Raw genomic sequence first — 24,043 nt, forward strand, 5'->3', positions numbered from 1 at the left:
TATTTTTAGCTTATGTTTGCCTGCTGATAGGCTGTTGCTATCATTTAATTATACATCTGTACAAAAGTTTGAATGCCCGGCATTAACGAAATAAAAAAACCTATTGCTGCCGATATTGACGCGTTCGAGGCCAAGTTCAAAGCCTCTATGCAAAGCTCGGTGCCCTTGCTCGACCGTATAACCCATTACATCGTGAAACGCAAAGGCAAACAGATACGGCCTATGTTCGTTTTTTTTTCGGCGAGCATTTGCGGCGGAATTAATGAGAGTACGCACCGAGGGGCGGCACTTGTTGAACTTTTGCATACCGCAACGCTGGTGCATGATGATGTGGTTGATAACTCCTACCAGCGCCGTGGTTTTTTCTCCATCAACGCTTTATGGAAAAACAAGATTGCCGTTTTGGTGGGCGATTACTTGCTATCAAAAGGCTTGCTACTTTCTATTGATAACGACGATTTTAAGTTGCTCAAAATTGTATCAGAAGCGGTTAAGCAAATGAGCGAGGGCGAGCTGTTGCAGGTTGAAAAAGTACGCCGCATGGATGTGGATGAGCCGGTGTACTACGAGGTGATCCGCCAAAAAACGGCTTCGCTTATTGCCGCCTGCTGTGCCTGTGGCGCTGCATCTGCCGGAGCGAGTGACGAGGTGGTTAAAAAAATGCATGACTTTGGCGAGAACATCGGCATTGCCTTCCAGATAAAGGACGATATGTTTGATTTTGGTACCGATGATGTGGGCAAACCCCTTGGTATCGACATTAAAGAGAAAAAAGTGACTCTGCCCCTCATTTACGCACTTAAAAATGCCGAGCCATCACAAAAGAAGCGCATGATGAGCCTGGTGAAAAATCATAATGACGAGCCGGAAAAAATCATGCAGATCATCAGCTTTGTAAAACAAGCCGGCGGACTGGATTATGCGGAATCGCAAATGAAAATATACCAGGAGCGCGCTTTTGATATTCTCCGTACCTTTCCGGAAGGTGACGCCCGCACCGGTTTGGAACAATTAGTGCGCTACACCACCGAAAGAACCAAATAATGGCAAACGAACTTATCTTTATAGTAGGCTTTATAGTTTTTATAGGGTTGATGCTTGCTATTGACCTCGGCCTGTTCGCAAAAAAGAACAAGCCGGTAAGCGCACGCGAAGCTGCCATTATGAGTGGTGTTTGGATAATACTGGCGTTAGGCTTTTACTGGCTTATTACGCAATATGGGCACCTGCTGCATGGCATTGACAATTTTGCCGAGCTACAAAAAAAGAACCTTGAAAACGCGCACAAGCTCAAACTTAACCCTGCTGACTTTGATGCCAGCCTTGCACTGTACCGTAAAAACCTGGGCCTCGAATTTATTACGGGTTATGTAGTGGAGTACGCCCTATCTGTAGATAATATTTTTGTAATGGTGCTGATATTCTCGGCGTTTGGTGTAGAAGAGCGTTACTACCACAAAGTGTTGCTGTGGGGCATTTTGGGTGCAGTGGCAATGCGTTTCGCGTTTATATTTTTGGGCGCTACGCTGATAGAGAACTTCCATTGGATATTATATATTTTCGGCGCGTTCCTGATTTATACGGGTATTACGATGTTCATCAACCGCAATCAGGAAGAAAAAATAGACCCGAAGAACCATAAGGTAGTAAAGTTCGCGTCGAGGTTTTTTGGTATACATCCTCAGTTTGAGGGCGGCCGCTTTTTTGTAAAAAGTGATGGTAAAAGGCTGCTTACCCCCCTATTCCTGGTATTACTGATTATTGAATTTACGGATGTAATATTCGCGGTCGACTCCATCCCGGCTATATTTTCAGTAACTAAAGATCCGTACATCGTATTCTTTTCCAACATATTTGCCATACTGGGTTTGCGCTCCATGTTCTTTTTACTCGTGAACATCATTGATAAGTTCCATTACCTAAAAGTAGGTTTGGCTGCGCTGCTGGTTTTTATAGGTATTAAAATGCTTGCCGGGCATTATTTTGAGCAATGGGGTTTTGATACCGTACACTCATTATTTGTTATAGTAGGAATATTGGTTTTAAGTATAGTAGCCTCGCTGATGTTTCCTAAAAAGCAGGTGGCCGATAAATAAAAATGCCCCACTTTCGCGAGGCATTTTCATTTCAAACTATCTTTTACTTACGGCACTGAATCAATCAATACAATCTTGATAGATACATCGCCAGGTTGTGAAATGTCATCATTTGTGTAATCTGATAATTGAGCATCTAACTGAATAGCTCGGGGAACATAAGACATGCTGTATGCTATGCCATTATAAACCTGCGGTATTTGTTCGTAAACTCCATTGTCAAAACTGGCATAAACCAGCACACCTCCATTGTCATGAATGTATTCGTCAAGCTGATTAATGCCCAATGTTGCAGACCATGTTTTGGCGCCTGTTTGCTGGTCAGTTTTTAATACCCAGTCACTGGCTCTTACTTCTCTAAAAACCGTTTGGTTAGGCTGTATAACTTCGGTAACTTCTTTTTTGCATGAAGAGGCAAATAGTGCTATGCCGAACAACAGTGCGAGGGTCAAAATTCTTTTCATATTGTAATGTGTTTATATGGGTAAGAACAATCGGCACAAAAAAGGTTTAACCCTTCAGCGTATTTTTATTTGCAGATGTATAATAGTTGTCTATATTTAAACTAAAATATTAGTTAAATGCGCGTTTGGTTACTTCTCCTGTTACTCTTTCCGCTAAGCGGCATTGCCCAATACAAAATCAGCGGCAGGGTACTTAACGCTATAGATAACAAGCCCATTAATAACGCAAGCATATTACTCAATAACACTACCATAGGTACTGCAAGCAGCAACGATGGCGCTTTTACCTTACAAAATGTTAAAGGTGGCAAGTATGAGTTAATTATTTCTTCGGTTGGCTACGAAACCTATATGGGCAGCGTATTTATGGAGACCGATAATATCGACCTGAAAACCATAAAGCTGCTACCCAAATCCATCGTATTATCTGAGGTGAACGTACGCCCGGATGCTGACTGGTTTGCTAAATACGATATTTTTAAACGGGAGTTCTTAGGATCGTCCAAACTGGCATCCAAATGCAAAATACTTAACCCCGAGCTACTTAACCTGGAATACAGCAAGAACAAACAGGTATTAAAGGCTACTACTGATGATTTTTTGATCATCGAAAACAACGAGTTAGGTTATCGGATTAAATACCTGCTACAGGAGTTCGACTTTGATAAAAGCCGGAGAATGCTTTTTTATGGCGGCTCCACCTTGTTTGAGGAAATGAAAGGTACATCATCGCAAAAAAAGAAATGGAAAAAGAACCGGCTGAAGGCTTACCTGGGTTCACAAGTACACTTTCTTCGGTCGGCAGTTGGCAACCGTTTGGCCGATGAGTATTTTGAAGTACTCCGGCTGGTGCGCGATAGTTCTAAAGGCAAAGGCATGTTTGATCGTGTTCAATACCTGATAAAACAACCGCTATCGGTAACTGATTATGTAAAGCATACCGACCAACGTACCCTGTTTGCACTGCAGTTTAAGGATTGCCTGTATGTAATGTACAAAAAACGCCGCAACACCGAGGCTAACGCTTTTGCCATGAACCTGAAGGAAGCGCCAAAACACGAGGCCTCTATCATGACCATTAAGGGAAATTTTGCCGCTTTTGACCTTAATGGCGTACTAACCGATCCGCATAGCGTGGTAAACGAAGGCATATGGGCCACGCAACGGGTTGCCGAACTTTTACCTGTAAATTATGAGCCGCCGATTGATTAAATAAATACTTTTAATATTTATAATTTCAGCAATTTGTTTTCTGATTATCAGCGCCTTTACTTATCTTTACAGCCTCTTAATTAATGAAGCGATTTGCAAAATATCTTTTCTTTCTGGCGGTAGCTTTTTTAAGCATATTGCTGTGCGTGGTTTTCTATCGGGATCACCCGGACGTGCAGGCAGTATTTTATATACCGGCAGTAAATGTGTTGCTGTATTCGTTAATTGCTGATAACCTTTTCCCCTACAAAAACGTAACCGACCGCAAGCGCATGATAGAGCGCACGCGCCAGGAGTTTTAATTAAAATTTCTGTTTTTTTAACTATTGATAGCTTAGTTGCAATACTTACGTATGGCATCGTATGCTTCTTTAAGCCCCAACTCGCCCGATTTACTTAGGTCAAGGCAACCGCTGTCCTTTTCCTTTTGCGCTATACGCGCCAGGCCGCGCAGGTAATACGCTTGCTTGTCGCGATCATTGTAGGTTAGCGCAGTATTGTAATCGGTAATGGCATCCACATAATTACGTAAACGGGCCTTAGCCTCTCCCCTGCGGATATAGGCTTGCTTCAGGTTATCCTGCAAACGCAGCGCTTCAGTATAATCTTGTATAGCCCCGCGCGAATCCTTTAGCGCGAATTTGGCAACGCCTCTTTGCAAAAAAGCTGAAGCATTTTGCGCGTTGAGGTCAATAGCCGTATTGCAATCCTTTACCGCGGCAATAGAGTCGCGCAGGTTCAAGCGCGCTTTTGATCTCTCAATATAAATATTTTCATTCTGCGGTTCAATCTTAAAGGCCGTATTAAAATCATCAAAACAACCGGCGGTATCAGCCAGCAGGCTTTTCGTTATGCCACGCATCATGTAGGCCTTAATATTGCGGGGAGCTTTCTCAATAGCTAAGCTGTAATAATCCAATGCGCCCTGGTATTCTTTCTGCTCCATTTTAGCACCGCCAAGCAACAGGTAATTTTCGGGCGCGGGGTTAAGCTGTATGGCGTGGTTAAGGTCAATCCATCCACCTTCGCCGTCACGGTCGCGCAGTTTTTCCAAGCCTCGGTTGCCATAGGCTTCGGCAAAGTTACTGTCAATAGCTATAGCCCGGTCAAAATCAAGCAAGGCTACCCGCGAGCCATCCAAATGGCTACGTGTTATACCCCGTTGCAGGTAAAAAAACTTATTCTTGGGGTTGATGGTAATCCCGGCGTTATAGAGTTTGAGTGCGCCGTTATAATCGCTCAATTTATCTTTTGCTATGCCCAGGTTAAGTATGGCCTGTTCATTTTTAGGGTTGAGCTCTAATGCCTTTTCATAATCAAGCATGGCGGCCTTGTTATTACCGGCACCCGCTTTGGCATCGCCGCGTTTGGTGTAAATATCAGTACGGCCGGGGTTAATGGCCAATATCTTGTCGTAGTCCTTTATCGCTTCGGCATACTGACCCATATCCACCTTTAGGTCGGCGCGGGTATTGTAGGCGGTTTCGCTTTGCGGGTTCAGCTCAAGCGCCTTATTAATATCTTCCAGCGCGGCAGTGGTATCCTTCATATAGTATTTAGCCTTTCCGCGTACTGCAAAAGCATTATCGTTTTTAGGACTATACAATAAAGTGGTGTCTGCATCCATTACTGCGGCTTCAAAACGCTGACTGTCAATATGCAGATAAGCGCGGTTCAAATAAGCATCTGCATATTTAGGATTAAGGCGGATAGCACGGTTAACATCCTCCATGGCCGAATCAGCCTGGCTTAAATTTTTATACGCGATACCCCTGTACAAATACAGCTCAGCATTAACCGGATTAAGTTCAATTGCCTTTGTATAATCGGCAACGGCACCTTTGTTATCGGCGCTATTGCTGCGGGCGTTACCCAGGTAATGATACAGGTCGGTTAACTTTGGGTTTAGCTTAATGGCCATGTTATAATCATCAATAGCGCCCTTATTGTCGTTAATATTGCTCCTGGCGTTGCCACGATAGTAAAATGCTTCGGCATTGCGCGGGTTAAGCTGCAGCGCCTTGTCAAAATCAGCTATCGCCCCCCTGAAATCCGCCAGGTTGCTTTTTGCGTTTGCGCGATAGTAATACACATCGGCGTTACGCGGATTAAGCTTGATAGATTGCGTATAGTCGGCCACGGCACCAGTATAATCATGAATGTTGGCACGGGCTACGCCGCGGTATTCAAACAGCTCGTATTTTTTAGGGTTAATGCCGATGGCGCGGGTAAAATCAGTAATGGCGCCTGCATTGTCGCCAATATTTAGTTTGGCATTGGCGCGATAATGGAATATGTCGGCATTACGACTGTTTTGCAGGGCGGCCTTGTCAAAATCAATGATGGCTTCTTTAAACTGCTTGAGGTTGCTTTTGGCATTGGCGCGATAAAAATAAGCGTTCGGATAATTGTCCTTGAGCTCAATAACAGATGTAAAATCATCTACCGCTGCTTTAAAGTTTTGCATGTTGCCATTGGCATTGGCCCGGTAAAAGTAGGCATTGATGTTCTTGGGATTTACCTCGATAGCCTTAGTAAACTCCTCAACGGCTCCCTGCTGATTACCGGCATTGGCCTTGGCATTACCACGTTGCACGTAGGCATCACTCGTTTGCGCAAACGCGAAAGGGGCATACACAAATAACAGCAACAATAAACAATATCTCATATATGATGCAAAACCTGCTTAGGTGATACAATAGTCTTAAAAAATTCCGAATTCATCCATCATCCAGTTACTTAAATAAGTAAACAATGACGGCGGTACCTCATGCGCCAGCTCCGGGTAAACAAACACCTTGGGGGTCGATTTAATATTGTTGAGCATGGTGTACTCGTTGTATGGCGGCGCCAGGTTATCCAGCAAACTCACCCCAATAAGCGCCTTGCAATTTAAATTCCCCGAAAAATTTTTCAGATCATAATAATCCAGGTTATCCAGCAGCTTGTTAAGCGGGAGGTATTTGTCTTTACTGTATTTAACTATGGCGCTCATTGGCCAGTCGGGGTTGCCCTGCAGCGCCCTGAAATCGCAAAATACCGGGTTGTTGGCCGAGCATAATTTAACGCGCTTATCCAAACTACAGGTAACAATACTTAAATAGCCCCCCATACTACCGCCTGAGCAAATGATGTTGGTTGAATCCAACTCCGGGCGGGAGCAGATAAAATCGACCGCACGTATGCAATCCATTATGGCGCCCCGGTAAATATATTTCTTTTTATTCTCGATATCGGTAGTCAGGTAACCATCTTTTGTAGGATGCACAATATCCCGGCTGTTGCCCTGCCCGCGAACGTTAAAAGACAAGATAGCAAGTTCCGAGTTGCCAAATATCGGCTTAACACCGATACCGCCATATCCCGGCAGCACCAGCCATACCGGCAGCTTTTTACCGGGTTTAAGGTTTTTGGGTATGGTAAGCCAGCCGCGCACCTTCAGGTTACCTAATGATTGCGCCTCTACCAAATAAACACTCGTACCCCCCTGCGCCATATCTGGCTGCTCGATTACCTTGAAGTTGGGCTTCACGGCGTTGAGCTCCGCGCGGGCATCCGACCAAAAATCATCAAAGTCAACCGGCCGGGCGGCGGTAGATTTTATTTGTTTGGTGTTAAAGCCATAAACGCGGCGTAGAGTATCATCATACTCGGTAACGTTTATCATGAAAGCTACCTTATAAAAACCCGGGTCTTTTTGCTGCGGGAGGGTAAAAGCGTATTTGCCGTTGGCATGTTTTCCCAGCTTTATTGGCATTGATTTGGATCCCAATTCCTTATTCTTCAAGTCAGTTACCAGGTAGCTTAGCGTGCCTTCCTGCACTAAGTTGTATGAGTTATGTATCTTCAGCTCATACTCCACTTTCTCGCCCGGCTGAAAAATGCCTTCTTTCTTTTTGGGCGATGCTTCAAACGTAAATTCGCCCTCCTGCTCGGCACCGCTGCCGTGCTCCTCATCCTGTTGCTGCAAAAAACTGCTCACGGTGCAAAAAGCCTGTGTTGCCACAAGCATCAATACAGCCGTAAATAGTATCCTGACTTTATACATTATTAGAACTTTGTTATTACTGATAACGAAAACGTAGTACCCTTACCGGTTGACCGCCCTACCAAAAACTGGTTAACTCCCGCGAAAAACGACAGCTTAGGATTAACGATATAAGCATAGCTAAATGAGCCTTGCGTGTAAGAAAAATCCTTATTCAGCACCAGGTTTTCATCCAGTATTTTATTTATACTGGTTGAGTAGTTGCCTGATACACCCAATGCCAGCTGGTTATGCTTGTCAAAATTCAAACCAAAGGCACCCGTGTACCGCACCTGGAATGGCCCGGCATTCTGAAAATACTGGCGGCCGCCCACTTCAAGGTTCATGTAATAATTTTTTGAGCCGATCTTGCCGCTGCCCGAACCAATTGCCCTCACCTCGGCACCGCCTGATGAAAAGCCGAGGCTGGTATCGCTGTAGAGCGGTGCTATGGCCATACCCTGTATGGCAAAATAATATTTAAAGTTGATGTTGGTGAGGTAATACCTTACGCCAAACTCCATATCGCCCAAACCCTGAGATGTTGCAGCAGGCATATCCTGACGCTTAAACTCGTTAATGATGTAAGGTAATGATACCACCCCTGTAAGCCTGCGGGTAATACCATACTCGCCATAAAGCGATAACGAGCGCGATTCGAAATATCCGCCCTGCTCATAACTGCCCAGCCTGCCGCCCTTATCCCACAGTTGCGATGCCCTGAAGTAGCTTGCCGTAACCGATACCAGGTAGTTGCCTTTTTTTACCGGCCAGCCGCCCGCCAGTACCGTAGCGGGTAATGCTGCAATTATAAAGGCAATGGCTGTTTTGTAAAATATTTTCATATTGATGGAGTATTATCTTAAATAATTAGCATGATGTTTGCCATAATAAGGCAACTTCATTGATGCTGACAACGAAGCACCATAACCCTGGCCGGTGTTACGGCCTGTAAAAATGTAAAAGCCGCTCAAATTCATGGTGAAGCGTTTGGAGAAGGTGTGCCCGAACCCCGCCGTGGCACGCTGATAGGCATAATTGCGCGCAGCGAAAGCGTTAAGCGTAAGTCCCTTATCATCGCTTTGCGAATAAATGCCGCCGTAGCCGAAGTTAAGCTGATTAGCATCATCCAATTTAAAACCCAGTAGCCCATCCCAGGTTAGTTGCCGTGGCGCATTGTTGCCGAAATATTGGCCGCCACCTAAATCAACATTGTAATATGTTTTTTTACCCAACGGACCGGAGTTTGATAGCCGCGCTACCATGCCTGTATTACCCAAGCCAAATACCTTGGTATCGCTGTTCTTATACAACGGAGCAACACCACCAACATATAGCGTAATGTAGTTGGCATAATTAAAATGCTTTAAAACTCCGCTCAAACCCAGTTGCAGATCGCCAGCGCCACTTTGGTGAAAGGTACCGTATTGGTTGGTAGTAGTTTGATATGATGCAGGCAGGGTAGCTATCAGGTCAAGGCCACGGCTAAGCCCATAAGCAGCATACACCCCTAATGATTGCGCCTGGAAACTACCGTCAATATTTTCGAGCTTGCCTGCATTGTTCCATCCCTTATCAGCCTTGTAGAACGATATGGTGGTTGATATTACATAATGCCTTTTGCCTACCGGCCAGCCTGCCCTTGCAGGGGCGGCTTGCATCAGCACGGCAAACGATGCGCTTAAAAGTATCTGTATATTAATTTTCATTCCGGTTCAGGTTATTAAGGCAGTAAAAAATATTCGCGCAGCCACTGGTACTGAAAGCGATAGTAATTACCATCAACCTCGTGGCCTTTATCGGGCGTTATCCATAATTCCTTTTTTTGTGTGGCCAGCCTGTTGTACATGGCTATACTGCAGCTTGGCGGACAAAGTTCATCCAGCAAACCAATACCCATTAGCACGGGGCAGCGCACCATGCCTGCAAAGTTCAGCGGGTCAAAATAGTCCCAGGTTTTAAACAGGCGCTGTTCGGTAAAGCCGGTTTTTTGGCTTACATAGTTATTCATGTACCAAACCGGGGTTTGTACATTAGGGTGCATGGCTTTTGAAATGCGCACCGCGTTGTGTATATCGCTGTATAGCGGCACCTCAGTGGTTACCAGTTTAATACGTTTATCCAGCGCAGCTGTAATTATGGCCAAAGCACCACCCTGGCTGCCGCCGTCAATAGATATACGCGAAGTATCCAGCCCCATATCCGGGTGAGATGCAATAAAATCAACCCCACGCAGACAGTCCATATATACCGCACGGTATACATAAGAATTGCGGTCGCCAATATTATACAGGTTGTATTGTATGCCTTTAGTATTAATGGCATCCTTACTGTTGCCGTTGCCACGTACGTTTATGGAGAATACAGCAAAGTCATCCTCCATCATGCTTGGCTCCATTGTCACCAAATATCCGGGCACACGGTAGCGTACAGGCAGCTTTTTAGGCCGATTTTTAGGCATGGTAAGCCAACCGCGTATCAGGGCATTGTTCCATGAACGCATCTCTACCAGGTAAACGGTGATCTTCGGTGTCGATAGGTCCTTACGCTCCAGCACCCGGTATTTAGGCGGTACCTTGCTTAACGAGTCGCGTGTTTTTTGCCAGAAGGATATAAAATCAGCCGGGCGGTTATTCTCCGCTACTATCTGATCAGGCTTTACGCCAAAAACCCGGCGCACGGTATCATCATATAATGAAAGATTGAAACGAAAGCTCAGCTCGTAAAAGCCCGGTGTTTTTGCAGGAATTTTAAAACTGAGCTTTTTGCTGCCACCCGGAGCTATTTTCACTTTTACCGAATCGGTAAATACATGCTTACCATAGTCGGTTTTAAGTTCATAGCTTACCTTGCCCTCTTGCACTTCTTTGTAAGTGCTTTTAACTTTAATATCGTAAGCAATTTCTGCCGGGTCGTTAAATATGGCATTCTTAATCTTTGGCTTGATATCCAGAAACACTTCGCCCTCTTCTTCACCGCCCTCTTCGTGTTCAGCGGTTTGGCTGTAAGCGGCTACAGGCAGAGCTACGCTCATGCATATAGCGAAAATAAAAGTTAAAATTTTATTCATCCGGGCCTGAAAAATCAATAGTTGGCAACTTAAACTTTAGGGTAGCAATGTCAGCTAAGCATAATTTTACCCACAATAGGGAAAAAATTACCCAACACCCCATATTGTAGAGCATAGCGCAAGCGTAGTGATTTGTATAGTTGCCTGTAAAACAACTTAGCCACAGCCTACTGAACCGCTTTAAATATTAAGTATTAATTAACTGATGTTTGCAATGAATGTAAAAAGGCAAATTCAATACCAACTTAGCCTTGCACACAATGTGCGAAGAGATTGTAATGCTTTGAGGAACACGATCAAGCAAAAACGGGCAGGAAGTACCTGCCCGTTTGATAGTTAAATTGCCGCTTCGGCGGTTATGTTTGCCTTGCCTGCTGTGCTGCAGCTACCATGTTTTGCAGCGCCAGTTTGGTTTCGGGCCATTTGCGGGTTTTAAGGCCACAATCAGGGTTTACCCATAAATTACGTACGGGCAGCAACTCCGCGGCTTTTTCAAGCAGGGCCACCATCTCGGCAGTGGTAGGTACCCGCGGTGAGTGGATATCATAAACGCCCGGACCAATCTCATTAGGGTATTTAAAGTTGGCGAATGCTTCCAGCAATTCCATTTGCGAGCGCGAGGTTTCAATGGTGATCACATCAGCATCCATGGCAGCTATGTGCTCAATAATGTCATTAAACTCGCTGTAGCACATATGCGTGTGTATCTGGGTTTTATCAGTAACACCGCTGGCTGATATGCGGAATGCTTTAACTGCCCAATCAAGGTAAGCGGCACGGTTAGCTTTGCGCAGCGGCAAACCCTCGCGAATGGCGGGCTCATCAATTTGTATTATGCCGATACCATTCTGTTCCAGAGCAACTACTTCATCCCTTATAGCCAAGGCAATTTGGTTGGCGGTAACCTCGCGCGGCTGATCATCCCGAACAAACGACCATTGCAGTATGGTTACCGGCCCGGTAAGCATACCCTTCATCACCTTATCAGTTTGGGCGGCGGCAAAGCTGCTCCACTTAACCGTCATGTCTGCCGGGCGGTTAACATCGCCATAAATTACCGGCGGCTTAACGCAGCGGCTGCCATAACTTTGCACCCAGCCGTTTTTAGTAAAGGCAAAGCCATCCAGTTGTTCACCAAAGTACTCTACCATATCGTTACGCTCAAACTCGCCGTGCACCAGTACGTCAATACCTATTTCTTCCTGCCAGCGTATGGCATCAATGGTGGCCTGCTCAATAGCTTTCTCATAATCAGCGGCGCTTAGCTCCCGCTTTTTAAATTTAGCCCGCAGCTGACGAATGTCTTCAGTTTGCGGGAACGAGCCAATGGTAGTTGTAGGGAAAGCCGGTAATTTAAAACGCTGCTGCTGTATTTGCTGCCTGACGGCAAAGCTACTTACGCGCTTATCGTCGGTAGCTGTGAGCCCGGCGATACGCTGTTTAACGGCAACTTTATGTACCCGGGTTGACAACCGCCTCGCCTCTATGGATTGTTGATTGGCCTGCAGAAAGCGCTGATCGTCGTTACCATCGGTTATAGCACTAAGTTCCTTCACCTCGTTTAGTTTTTGCCTGGCAAAACTCATCCAGTTTTTAAGACCGTAATCGAGTTCTGTTTCCAAATCCAAGTCAACCGGAGTGTGCAGCAGCGAGCACGACGGCGCAATAAGTACACGTTCGGCACCGATAGCAGCTTTAGCTTTCGCAATCAATTCCAATGATGACTGGTAATCATTTTTCCAGATATTCCTTCCATCAACCACACCCAGCGAAAGCTTTAAGCGTTCAGGCATTTGCGCCAACACGGCATCCAGCTGTTGCGGCGCGCGAACCAAATCAATATGCAATGCGGCTACAGGCAAATTTACGGCAAGCGAGGTGTTATCAAGCAACGCATCAAAATAGGTTGCCACCAAAATATTTACCCCGCTAACGCGATTGCTTATCCATTTATAGGCGTAGTCTACGGCTTCTTTTTCTGCGTCTGAAAGATCGAGGGCTAAAACGGGTTCATCAATTTGCACCCATTCGGCACCCTGCTGTTTAAGGCGATTAATGATGTCAACATAAACAGGCACCAGTTTTTTGATTAGGTCGATACGTTCAAAACGGCTGCCTTTTTCTTTGCCCAACAACAGGTAAGTTACCGGGCCTATCAGTACAGGCTTGGCCTTGCTACCTAGATACTGGCGGGCTTGCTGGTACTCGGCAAATATTTTTTCTGAAAATATTCTGAACTCCTGCGCCTGGGTAAACTCGGGCACCAGGTAATGGTAATTGGTATCAAACCACTTGGTCATTTCCAGCGCGGTAATATCCAGCCCGTTTTGCTGGTAGCCGCGGGCCATGGCAAAGTACAGGTCGGTTTCGGTATTAGTTTTCACTTCGGTAAGCACATGGGCAAAGCGCTCGGGTATTACACCTAACAGCAGGCTCATATCCAGCATCTGGTCGTAAAAACTAAAATCGTTACATGGGATCAGGTCAATACCCGCGTCGAGTTGCGTTTGCCAGTTATCTTCCTTAATTGTTTTTGCAACCTGGTTAAGTTCTTTCAGGTCGATTTTGCCTGCCCAATAGTTTTCGCAGGCTTTTTTGAGTTGACGGCGGCTACCAATGCGCGGATAGCCTAAGTTTTGCGTTAGCATGTCTTTTAAAAAATTAAATAAATAAATCTGTTAAAAGCGCTTTAGCCCAAGCTTCGCAATGCGTTTTAGGATAGAGTAAAAAGAATGGGCACAACAGTACACAGCCATTTCTTCAAAATAGAAAGATGGCTCGAAATGTACATCATACCTGATCAATTTGCTTTATACCGCGAAAGCATTGTCAATTCGGTGGCAGGCAGGTCTCCTGGCTTGTAACATTTCTGCCGCTCTTCCCATTTATTAAACAGTGAGCATTTATTGGCAGAAACCTTTTGCGTTACTTACAGTTGCGCGACAGCCCGTGATTTGCACACGGTTCCCTATTAATTTAGCATTTGTAAAACCCGCACCGGTTTGATGAAGAATAAGTAAAGAACTTGCAGGCGCTAAAATAGGTAAAATTAAATTATGAGGGTTTGCCTGTAGCTTTTCGTTTAAAGGCAGGTAGGCAGCTAATTGACGATGATTAGTATTGCCGCATTAAACAATGCATTTAATGGGCTTTTTATATTTATTTAACGGATAAATAACATTTGAACAAATTAAATTTTGTTATGGAAGCTTTTTAATTATATTAGGAAGTCCGAAATCATGTAATAACCATTTAACTGTGATGAGAGGGTTTAAATTAAATCGCCACCAAAATTTAACCTTTGAGGAAGTATTTGAGCATTATAAGCTGCAGGTTTATAACCAGGTTTATGCTATAGCAAAATCTGAGTACGCTGCTGAAGAAATAACGCAGGAAATATTTATTAAGCTTTGGACCAATGCCGAAGCCTTGAAAGATGTAAAAAACCTGGGCGGTTATATTTACACCATTACCCGCAACTACTCCCTTAATTATCTGCGCAAAGCCGCAAGCGATACCCGGCTGGTTAACGAATTGATGCGCGTGGCCGTAGTTAATGATAATAATACCGAAGCCCGGCTGGCTGCTGCGGAATGCCGGCAATTGATATCGCGCGCGGTAAGCCAGCTATCGCCTCAACGGCAATTGGTTTATAAGCTATGTAAAGAGGACGGCATGACGTACGATGAAATAGCCGCACAGCTCAACCTCTCAAAACATACGGTTAAAAATCACCTGATGGCTGCACTTAGCTTTATAAATACTTATCTTACTAAAAACGGTGTCCACTCGGCTATGGTGCTGTTGTTTTGCTGCGTTTATAGTTAACAAGCCTTGCAAATCAGCCTAAAACAAATTTTATTTTACTTTTCATTAGTCTGATAGCTGATATGCTGTGTCTTTAGTGTATCAATCAGCTATTAAATGGATCAAAGTCAGCGTAAATCAGAACTTCTTGAAAAGTACATGAACAATTCATGTACCCGCCAGGAGTTTGACGAGTTGTTTGATTTGCTAAAGCAATCAGACAATTTTGATGATTTCGACTCTGCTTTTAAAAGCCATTGGGACGATGCACCAAATACGGCTACGCCGAAACCAGCAAATTGGGATGATATCCAGCAAAACGTGGTGATGCGCTTGTGGAGCATGCGCAGGGGGCGTGTACGCATAAAATATTTTATTGCTATCTTACTAATATGCAGTTCAGCGCTGTTTTTATTTAACCGATACCAAAAGCCCGAAGCGCCGGTATACCAAACAGCACGAACTACAGCCGCAAAAACCAAAGTAGTGCTGCTGGCCGATGGTACCCGCGTTACGCTTAACGCCAACAGCACCTTGCGCTATCCGGACGATTTTAACGCCGATAAACGCGAAGTGTACCTGACAGGTGAAGCCTACTTCGAAGTATTTCATGATGAAAACAAGCCGTTTGTAATTCACTCCGGCAAGCTGCTTACGCACGTTTTGGGTACCACCTTTACGGTAAGCGCTTATCCGCAGTTGGCATCACCGTTAAACGTTACCGTACTAACCGGCAAGGTGGCGGTAAAGCATCAGCAGGCAAACGCCCTCGCGGTGCTCACACGCGGGCAATCAGCAACGATGAATCAGGGCAAAACACAGTTTGAATTAACCAAACTTAAAAACCCCGAAGATGCCATTGCCTGGATTGATGATAAACTGATTTTTGAAAATGCTGACCTAAAACAGGTTGCAACAGTTTTGAGCAACAAGTTTGGCGTTAATATTATTATAAAAGATAAACAGCTGGCAAACCAGCGCATAACCGCCATTTTTCAGGGTCAAGGCCTGCAAAGCATCTTAAAAGCCGTTACCAAAATAACGCATACCAATTATACCAATGCTAATAATAGCACCTATACAATAAGCACCAACTAAAACAACATACTTAACTAATGAAAGAAGGAGAAAAACTATAGAGAAAAACTACGACATAAAAAAAGGTTGAATGTGGTACCAGCACATCCAACCCGTTGGGCATGTTGCCCAAAATTCATAGCCAAACCCTGTAAAGGGAATTTCATCACTATAAATTTTGATCAAATATATGACAAATAAATCATTGTCCTCTCATTTGATATGCAAAGCATTTATGCGGCTAACTCTAATTTGTACCATCATTTCAGTTTGCTTTACATACGCGTCAGCCAAAAAACTTTCCGCGCAGGATCTGAACACCCGTATCTCGCTGCATGTAACCAATATGCCGGTAAAGGATGTGCTTCGGCAGATAAATAAAGAAACTAAAATCAGCTTTGCCTTCAGTAATGCTATCGTAACCACACAACAGGTTAGTATTGATGCCCGTAACGAGCAGTTGGGCACCGTTTTAAAAAGAATGTTAACGCCTATCGGTATGGACTATTCCATATCGGGCAATGTGGTTTTAATTGATAAAAAAGCACCTGTTGCCAATGAACCCGTTTCGGTGGAAACCAACGCTGTACCCGCGCCGGTAAAGGTTAGCGGCAAAGTGGTTGACGATGCCAAACAACCCCTGATAGGCGTAAGTGTAATGATAAAAGGCAGCAACAACGGCACGGTAACCAATGCCGATGGCCGTTACACAATTACCGCACCGGATGATAACAGCATTTTGGTATTCTCGTACATGGGTTTTGTAACCCAGGAAATACCTGTAAACGGCCGCAGCACTATTGACGTGCAATTATCTGAAAATAAAAAGGAACTTAACGAGGTGGTGGTAACCGCCCTTGGTATCTCTAAGCAAAAAAAGGCTTTGGCCTATGCCGTTACCGAAGTAAAAGGCGATGAATTTACCCAGGCACGCGAAAACAACGTAGCCAATGCCTTAACCGGTAAAGTTGCCGGTGTTAACGCTACCGGTCTCTCAACCGGCCCTGGCGGATCAAGCCGGGTACTGATCCGCGGTAATGGTTCATTATCGGGCAGCAACCAGCCTTTGTACGTAGTAAACGGTATGCCCATTGATAACTCGGTGCCCGGGGGCAGCGCGGCCACTAATGCAGGTGGCGGCAACGTCGACCGCGGCGATGGTATAGCGGGCATTAACCCGGATGATATTGAATCCATGAGCGTATTGAAAGGCGGCACCGCCGCCGCACTTTATGGCGCACGGGCAGCCAATGGCGTTATATTGATCACCACCAAAAAAGGCCGTGCCGGTAAAGGTATCGGCGTGGAATATAACTCCACCTTTACTGCCGAATCACCTTCAGTGTTTCCGGATTGGCAGTACGAGTATGGCCAGGGTGATGGCGGTGTAAAACCAATGACACAAGCAGCCGCCATACAAACCGGCCGCCGCTCGTTCGGCGCACGTATTGATGGCTCTACTTATGTTGGTTTTGATGGCCTGGAACACCCATACACCGCCCAAAAGGACAACATTAAAAACTTTTACCGCACAGGTACCAACTTTACCAACACGGTAGCCTTTACCGGCGGTACCGAGGCGGTTACGTACCGCTTCTCCATGTCTGACCTGGATAGCAAGAGCATTTTGCCTAACAGCGGTTATAACCGTAAAACAGGTAACTTAAATGTTAGCGGTAAGCTCGGTACAAAATTGAGCTTTGAAGCCCTGGCGCAATACAACATTGAAAATGCAAAAAACCGCCCCAGCGCAGGCGATGCCTTGGGTAACCCTAACTGGACGCCGTACATGATCGCCAATACAGCCGATATCAGGTGGCTGGAACCCGGTTATGATGCCAACGGCAATGAAATTCCCTGGAACGATGCATCCATAGCCTCAAACAGTTACTTCGTTGTAAATAAATATCAACAAAAAGATACCAAGAACCGCTTTATTGGTCAGGCTGGGGTAACTTACCAGTTCCTGAAAAGCCTGTCTATCAAGGGTGTGGTAAGCCGCGATTTTTATAACTACAACTACAATTACATCATCCCGACAGGTACATTATATGTACTTAACGGCCAGTACAATGAGTTAAAGGCTGATGCATCAGAAACCAACGCGTTGGTAACCCTGAACTACAATACGCAGGTGAAAGATTTTGGGATATCAGCTTTTGTGGGTGCTAACCAACAGCGCTCGGTTTACAATCAATCAAACATTGTAGGCGCTAACTATATCATTCCATATTTCTATAGCTCCACCAATTTATCGACAATATCTACCACACCAACTAATAACAAAACCGCCATTAACTCCTTAATGGGCTCGGCTGATTTGAGTTATAAAAACTTCGCCTACCTGACCTTTACCGGCCGTCAGGACTGGTTTTCAACGCTTAGTCCGCAAAACAATAACATCTTCTACCCGTCAGTAGGCGGTAGCTTTGTATTGTCCGAAGCGTTTAAAATGCCGCAATCAATCACTTATGCCAAAGTGCGTGCATCATGGGCACAAGTAGGCGGCGGCGCGCCTGATCCATACCAGATCAACCAGGCATTTATGCTGGTACCAAGCTCAGGGCAGCCATTGCAAAATGTGGCCAGCACTACCATGACCAATACAAATTTGCGCCCTTATACCTCAACCACAACGGAGGCAGGCATTGAGGCTCGCTTTTTTGATAACCGTTTCGGCTTTGATCTGACTTTGTATAACCGAAAGACAGCTAATGACATTGTATCGGTAGCCATTTCGGGCACATCAGGTTACAACAACCGCATACTTAACGTTGGCGAACTGAGCAACAAGGGTATTGAGGCCTTGGTTAATGGTACCCCTGTTAAGAAAAAGGATTTTACCTGGAGCGCAAGCTATAACGTTGCCTACAATAAAAATGAGGTGGTAAGACTGGCCGATGGGCTGGATCAGATACAAATGGCATCATCCGTAAACGGCTGGGGTTACATCAACAATATTGTTGGCCAACCCTACGGCAGCATTGTAGGTACACGCATGCAGCGCGACGCCGCAGGCAACATTGTTTATAACTCAACTACCGGCCTGCCTGTAGCTACTCCCCTGCAAACCTTAGGTAATGGCGTGGCACCACTCACTATGGGCCTCACCAATGATTTCAGATACAAACGCTTTAGCCTGAATGTATTGGTTGACGGGAAGTTCGGCAACAAAATACTCTCGCTGATGGAAATTTATGGCACGCGTTTAGGCCTGATGAAGAGCACCTTACCTGGCCGCGATGGAGGCTTGCAGTTAAGTGGTGTTGACCAGGCTGGCAATCCGTATTCGCGCACCGTACCGGTGGCTGATCTGCGCACTTATTACGATAACAATAAATCGTATTCCGAACTCTTTTTGCACGATGCCAGCTTTGTAAAACTGCGCCAGGTGATATTGAGCTACAACATACCTGTTGATAAGCTGAAGTTTGCCAGGCTGCAGGGAGCAAGTATTGCCTTTGTTGCGCGCAACCTGCTTACCATATACAGCCAAACCGACAATTTTGATCCGGAGGCCAGCTTTACCAACGGCTCAAGCCAGGGTTTTGAGTCGTTTGGTTTACCACGTACACGCAGTTTTGGTTTAAACCTGATGGTTAAGTTTTAAGTAAAGCATTGATCCAGTAATTATTAAAAGGACAATTTGAGATGAAAAAAGACTTAAGAAAATATATTATACTGATCATAGCCTGTTCAATGGGTTTACAGGCATGCGATAAGAATTTTGAGGAGATGAATACCAACCCAAACACATCGCCAAACCCAACCCCGGCGTTCATCTTTACAAAATCGTTATTGGATGGTACCGGCGATGTGCTCAACCTGCTGCAAGGCACTATGCAATATACCACCAGCTATAATGATGTGGCCGGTTTTGGCGCCAAGTATGTGTTGAGCCAAAGCCAGCAATCGTGGCCGGTGTTCAACAATGCCTATCCTCGTGAAATAAACGAGATCTTGCAGGTTATAGGTGAAGTAAAGAATGACGCGACGCTATCAAACCAGCTACAGTGCGCACGCATTTGGCGGGTATATTGCTTTAGCCGGATAACCGACCTATATGGCGATGTGCCTTACAGCGAGGCAGGCAAGGCTTTTACCGATGGCATATTTAAACCTAAGTACGACAGGCAGCAGGACATTTATGCCGACATGCTGAAGGAATTAGACGAAGCCGCCACAGCGATAACTACTACCGGGACCACCTTTGGCGCTGCCGACCTGATTTACAACGGTGATATGGCCAGATGGAAAAAATTCTCTTATTCGCTGATGTTACGCCTGGCCATGCGCATGACCAAGGTTGACGTTGCCGCTGCCGAAACATGGGCTAAAAAAGCCATTGCAGGAGGTATCATCATTGAGGATGTGGACGTAGCCAAAGTGAACGGCTATGTATCAACCGGGCAGGATATCAATAAAAATCCGTTCGCGTTGAATTTGTATAACTCCGACTACATCGCCGCAAATGGCAACAGTAACCCGGAGGGCGGCAAGTTCCAGGATGTTTTTATCAATTTTTTGAAAACGAATAACGATCCGCGTTTGCCTGTACTATCCGTAGTTTGGGTGGATGGCAAGCCGAATAGTAGCGTTGCAATACAAAAAGGGATGTCGGCCATGCTGGGCACCAAGCCTGCTGATTTTGTAACATACTCGGAGCCTAATCCGGCAACTATACTGCAACGCAATACACCTTATTTATTACTTACCAATGCCGAAACGAATTTTTTATTAGCTGAAGCCGCCTTGCGCGGCTGGTATACCGGCGCATCGGCCAGTGATACCTATGAGGATGGTATAAGCGCGGCCATGAGGCAATGGGCACAATTTGGCACGGGCGGCGGTGTTATATCAACAGAGCAGATAAACACCTATATCAGCAACCACGAGCTAAATACCGGTGCGGGCATCGAAGCGCAGTTAGAGCAGATCTACACCCAGTTTTGGGTGGGCGTATATCCTAACGCTACCGAAACATGGAATACTTACAGGCGTACCGGCTACCCTAAGCTTACCCCTAATAACTATGTGGGCAATGCAACGGGCGGTAAAATATTCAGGCGATTTTTATACCCGGCAACGGAGCAGAACTTAAACGGCGAAAACTACCGTGCGGCGATAGCCCGTCAGGGCCCGGATGAGTTTCTGACCCGTATGTGGTGGGATCGCCCATAAAGAAGAAAAAGAATTTGGTTAGTTAAGTGGCGAATAGCCCCGCCGGTTTAATGATTTGCCGGCGGACTATTCATTCTTTAACTTAGTCATATTCAACATAAAGGAAAAACAAAAATTACTACAATGGAAAGAAGATCGATCGTAAAAAAAATGTTGGCATCAGTAGCCGGGTTATCTGTTTTTGGCCTGGCTAAGGCTGCTCCTGCACAGGCAGCCGAGGAAAAGGAAGTGAACAACGTTACCATGCAGGATGATGTGCCGCTGTTTTCAGGCTCGACCAAATTGGGCAACATGATCTTTATAGCAGGCAAAGGTGCGCACACTGCACCGTTTGAAATTAAGGCCCATACCGAGATCGTGCTGAAAGAGCTTGAGCAGGAGCTTAAAAAGGCAGGTTCATCAATGGAAAAGGTACTGAAGGTGAATGTTTACCTGAACGATATTGCCGACTATAAAGGCATGAACGAGGTGTACAAAGGCCGCTTTGGTAAAAAACCTCCGGTGCGTACCACGGTAGCTGTTGCCAAAGGCGGCGTACCCGGCGATTCGCTGGTTGAGATGGATTGCATTGCCTACATCTGATCGGATAAAACCACCATTAAACTTTGATAATGAAACGTAGAAACGTTATAAAAAGCCTGTCAATGCTCCCCTTTGCGGGGGCGCTGACAGCAAAGGCAGCGAGCGCGGTTACACCCGAAGCGGCGCCTGCGCCTAAACGCGATTTTTTTAAGGAACTTGGCGTTACCCCGGTGATCAACGCATCGGTTACCATGACCTTTCTTTCCGGCTCGCTGATGCTGCCGGAGGTACTGGAGGCCATCAATTCCACCTCGCATGATTTTGCCAACCTGTATGAATTGCAGGATAAGGTAGGTGCCAAAATTGCCGAGATGCTACACTGCGAAGCGGCCATGGTAACCTCAGGCGCGGCATGTGCTATGGTTTTGGGTACGGCGGCCTGCATCACAGGTACCGATGAGCAAAAGATAAAAATGCTGCCTAACCTGCCAGGCCAACGCCCCGAAGTAATCATGCAAAAATCGCACAGGTATTTGTTTGACCAGGCGGTGCTTACCACCGGCGCAAAGATTATCGAAGTTGAGGGTGCTGCCGCCATGGCTGCCGCTATCAACAGCAATACGGTTATGGCCTTGTTCTTCAATGCTGCGGGTAAAAGCAGCATTACGCATGAAGAATTTTTAAAGGTGGCCAAGGCTAAAAACATCCCTACCTTTTTGGATGCCGCAGCCGATGTGCCGCCGGTTGAAAATCTGTTCAAATTCCAGAAGATGGGCTTTGACCTGGTAACCTTCTCGGGCGGTAAAATGATCCGCGGGCCGCAAAGCGCCGGGCTGTTGTTTGGCCGCAAGGATCTGATAGCCGCGGCGCGGCTGAACCATAGTCCGCATGAGGCGCCGATTGGCAGGCCAATGAAGGTTAATAAAGAAGAAATGTTTGGCATGTATGCCGCGCTGAAGGCCTATTTAGAGCGCGACCATAAAAAGGAATGGGCCGACTGGGAACAGCGTACCAAAACCATCGGCGCTAAACTGGAAACCGTACCAACGGTTAAAACCCGCATGGTGGTTGATCCGGGACCAGCGAATGCCTTCCCGAGCTTGTTTGTGAACTGGGATCAGGCTAAAATAAAAACCACCCCCAAACAGGTGGTCGCGACATTAAAAAGCGGCACACCAAGCATTGTTGCCAATGAGCGGGACGACTCGCTGATTGTGGGTGTAGTACTGCTGCGTACGGATCAGATTGATGTGGTGGCTAACAGGGTTAAAGCTATTTTACAAAAGGCTGCATCAGCCTAAAGCGGGCATTTTGCGGAGTTGCATATTTGATACATTATACCATGAAAAAGATACTCGTTTTAATACTGGCGGCACTATGTTTGGGCAATGCTGCATCGGCGCAAACCTACAGCATATTGATAAAGGGCGGCCACGTAATCGACCCAAAGAATAATATTGATGAGGTGATGGATGTAGCCATTTCCGAAGGTAAAATAGCTAAGGTGGCTAAAAACATCAGCGGCACGGCCAAACAAACGGTTGATGCCAAAGGCCTTTACGTTACACCCGGACTGATCGATATTCACTCTCATAATTTTTTTGGCACCGCGCCCGATCATCAGTATGAGAACGGCAACCTCGCCCTGCCCCCGGATGGCTTTACTTTTCGCAACGGGGTAACTACCGTGGTTGATGCAGGCAGCTCGGGCTGGCGTACTTTTACTACGTTTAAGGAACAAACCATTGATCAATCGCAAACCCGGGTGCTGGCGTTTTTAAATATTGTTGGTGAGGGTATGCGCGGTGGGTATGAGCAGAACCTGAACGATATGGACACCCGTATGTCGGCATTGATGGCTAAACGGTTTAAAAACTACATTGTAGGGTTTAAAGTGGCGCATTACGAGGGGCACGAGTGGGCACCGGTTGACCGTGCCGTTGCCGCGGGCAAAGAGGCGGGCGATATTCCGGTGATGATTGATTTTGGCGGAAGCCAGCCACCATTGCCTATTGAAGAATTGTTTATGCAGCACCTGCGCCCGGGCGATATTTTTACCCATTGCTTTGCACAGATAAACGGCCGGGAATATATTGTGGATCAGCAAACGCAAAAAGTTAAACCCTTTGTGTGGGACGCCCGCAAGCGCGGAATCTTTTTTGATGTAGGTTATGGCGGCATTAGCTTCGCTTTTTCGCAGGCCATACCAGCAGCAAAAGAAGGATTTTTCCCGAATTCCATCAGTACCGATATACACACCGGCAGCATGAACAATGCTATGAAGGATATGCTTACCACCATGTCGAAATTTCTGGCTTTGGGTATGGATCTGAAAAGCGTGATCAAAGCTTCAACCTCGAACCCGGCAATGGAAATTAAGCATGAAGAATTGGGTAACCTAAGCGTAGGCGCGGATGCTGATGTAGCGGTGTTAAACATACGCAAGGGAAAATTTGGCCTGTTTGATTACACCGGCCGCAAGATTGAAACGGATAAAAAACTGGAATGTGAACTGACTGTACGTGCTGGTAAAATAGTGTATGATCTGAATGGCATTGCCAATCCCGTCACTATCCGTTAATTTGTT

18 protein-coding genes and 1 riboswitch are annotated in these 24,043 nt (G+C 45.8%); of the genes, 11 read left to right on the forward strand and 7 right to left on the reverse strand.

The genetic code is table 11. The features are described 5' to 3' along the window. Positions 1-72: 72 nt before the first annotated feature. Both LT679_RS10615 and LT679_RS10620 read left to right on the forward strand, forming a co-directional pair. Positions 73-1,044 (forward strand): polyprenyl synthetase family protein, encoded by a 972-nt coding sequence (locus LT679_RS10615; protein ID WP_232177556.1) that lies wholly within the window; start codon positions 73-75, stop codon positions 1,042-1,044. Beyond that, positions 1,044-2,096: a TerC/Alx family metal homeostasis membrane protein gene (locus tag LT679_RS10620; protein WP_232177558.1), complete on the forward strand. Its 1,053-nt coding sequence runs from the start codon at positions 1,044-1,046 to the stop codon at positions 2,094-2,096. Before LT679_RS10615 ends, LT679_RS10620 begins: the two co-directional genes overlap by 1 nt. A gap of 47 nt (positions 2,097-2,143) precedes the next feature. Here the strand turns inward: LT679_RS10620 and LT679_RS10625 are convergent, their stop codons facing one another. Further along, positions 2,144-2,560, reverse strand: a complete 417-nt coding sequence (locus tag LT679_RS10625) for a hypothetical protein (protein WP_232177561.1) — start codon at positions 2,558-2,560, stop codon at positions 2,144-2,146. A 117-nt stretch (positions 2,561-2,677) separates the two neighbouring features. Between LT679_RS10625 and LT679_RS10630 the strand changes: the two genes are divergently transcribed. After that, positions 2,678-3,772: a carboxypeptidase-like regulatory domain-containing protein gene (locus tag LT679_RS10630; protein ID WP_232177563.1), complete on the forward strand. Its 1,095-nt coding sequence runs from the start codon at positions 2,678-2,680 to the stop codon at positions 3,770-3,772. 83 nt (positions 3,773-3,855) lie between these two features. Continuing rightward, the gene (locus tag LT679_RS10635; RefSeq protein WP_232177565.1) at positions 3,856-4,074 is read left to right on the forward strand and encodes a hypothetical protein; all 219 of its coding nucleotides are present in this window, start codon (positions 3,856-3,858) and stop codon (positions 4,072-4,074) included. A 32-nt stretch (positions 4,075-4,106) separates the two neighbouring features. On the opposite strand, the gene LT679_RS10640 is transcribed toward LT679_RS10635, so the two are convergent. The 6 genes from LT679_RS10640 to metE all read right to left on the reverse strand — a co-directional run bounded on the left by LT679_RS10640 (position 4,107) and on the right by metE (position 13,517). Then, on the reverse strand, positions 4,107-6,440 hold the full coding sequence (locus tag LT679_RS10640; protein WP_232177567.1) for a tetratricopeptide repeat protein: 2,334 nt from the start codon (positions 6,438-6,440) through the stop codon (positions 4,107-4,109). A gap of 36 nt (positions 6,441-6,476) precedes the next feature. Next, positions 6,477-7,754 carry an acetylxylan esterase gene (locus LT679_RS10645; protein WP_232177569.1) on the reverse strand — a complete coding sequence of 426 codons (1,278 nt, stop codon included), beginning with the start codon at positions 7,752-7,754 and terminating at the stop codon, positions 6,477-6,479. Positions 7,755-7,822: 68 nt separating this feature from the next. Next, entirely contained in the window at positions 7,823-8,644 is an 822-nt protein-coding gene (locus tag LT679_RS10650) for a hypothetical protein (protein WP_232177571.1), read from the reverse strand. Positions 8,645-8,656: 12 nt separating this feature from the next. Further along, the gene (locus LT679_RS10655; protein WP_232177573.1) at positions 8,657-9,508 is read right to left on the reverse strand and encodes a hypothetical protein; all 852 of its coding nucleotides are present in this window, start codon (positions 9,506-9,508) and stop codon (positions 8,657-8,659) included. Positions 9,509-9,522: 14 nt separating this feature from the next. Then, a complete protein-coding gene (locus LT679_RS10660; protein WP_232177575.1) occupies positions 9,523-10,833 on the reverse strand; it encodes an acetylxylan esterase in 1,311 nt (436 codons plus the stop codon). 392 nt (positions 10,834-11,225) lie between these two features. Then, on the reverse strand, positions 11,226-13,517 hold the full coding sequence (gene metE / locus LT679_RS10665) for a 5-methyltetrahydropteroyltriglutamate--homocysteine S-methyltransferase (protein ID WP_232177577.1): 2,292 nt from the start codon (positions 13,515-13,517) through the stop codon (positions 11,226-11,228). Between the two features lie 178 nt (positions 13,518-13,695). Continuing rightward, positions 13,696-13,880, reverse strand: a riboswitch (cobalamin riboswitch). A 250-nt stretch (positions 13,881-14,130) separates the two neighbouring features. On the opposite strand from metE, the gene LT679_RS10670 reads away from it, so the two are divergent. From LT679_RS10670 to LT679_RS10700, 7 genes are all read left to right on the forward strand, one after another. Then, positions 14,131-14,697 (forward strand): RNA polymerase sigma factor, encoded by a 567-nt coding sequence (locus LT679_RS10670; protein WP_232177578.1) that lies wholly within the window; start codon positions 14,131-14,133, stop codon positions 14,695-14,697. Positions 14,698-14,793: 96 nt separating this feature from the next. Next, entirely contained in the window at positions 14,794-15,774 is a 981-nt protein-coding gene (locus LT679_RS10675; protein ID WP_232177579.1) for a FecR family protein, read from the forward strand. Positions 15,775-15,988: 214 nt separating this feature from the next. Beyond that, positions 15,989-19,363, forward strand: a complete 3,375-nt coding sequence (locus LT679_RS10680; RefSeq protein WP_232177580.1) for a SusC/RagA family TonB-linked outer membrane protein — start codon at positions 15,989-15,991, stop codon at positions 19,361-19,363. Positions 19,364-19,404: 41 nt separating this feature from the next. Continuing rightward, entirely contained in the window at positions 19,405-20,934 is a 1,530-nt protein-coding gene (locus LT679_RS10685; RefSeq protein ID WP_232177581.1) for a SusD/RagB family nutrient-binding outer membrane lipoprotein, read from the forward strand. Between the two features lie 123 nt (positions 20,935-21,057). Further along, complete coding sequence (locus tag LT679_RS10690; protein ID WP_228954458.1) at positions 21,058-21,516, forward strand: RidA family protein; 459 nt, start codon at positions 21,058-21,060, stop codon at positions 21,514-21,516. Between the two features lie 29 nt (positions 21,517-21,545). Continuing rightward, positions 21,546-22,757, forward strand: a complete 1,212-nt coding sequence (locus LT679_RS10695) for an aminotransferase class V-fold PLP-dependent enzyme (protein ID WP_232177582.1) — start codon at positions 21,546-21,548, stop codon at positions 22,755-22,757. Between the two features lie 41 nt (positions 22,758-22,798). Next, the gene (locus LT679_RS10700) at positions 22,799-24,037 is read left to right on the forward strand and encodes an amidohydrolase/deacetylase family metallohydrolase (RefSeq protein WP_232177583.1); all 1,239 of its coding nucleotides are present in this window, start codon (positions 22,799-22,801) and stop codon (positions 24,035-24,037) included. Positions 24,038-24,043: the final 6 nt, after the last annotated feature.

It is taken from the genome of Mucilaginibacter roseus (genome assembly GCF_021215455.1).
Classification (GTDB): domain Bacteria; phylum Bacteroidota; class Bacteroidia; order Sphingobacteriales; family Sphingobacteriaceae; genus Mucilaginibacter; species Mucilaginibacter roseus.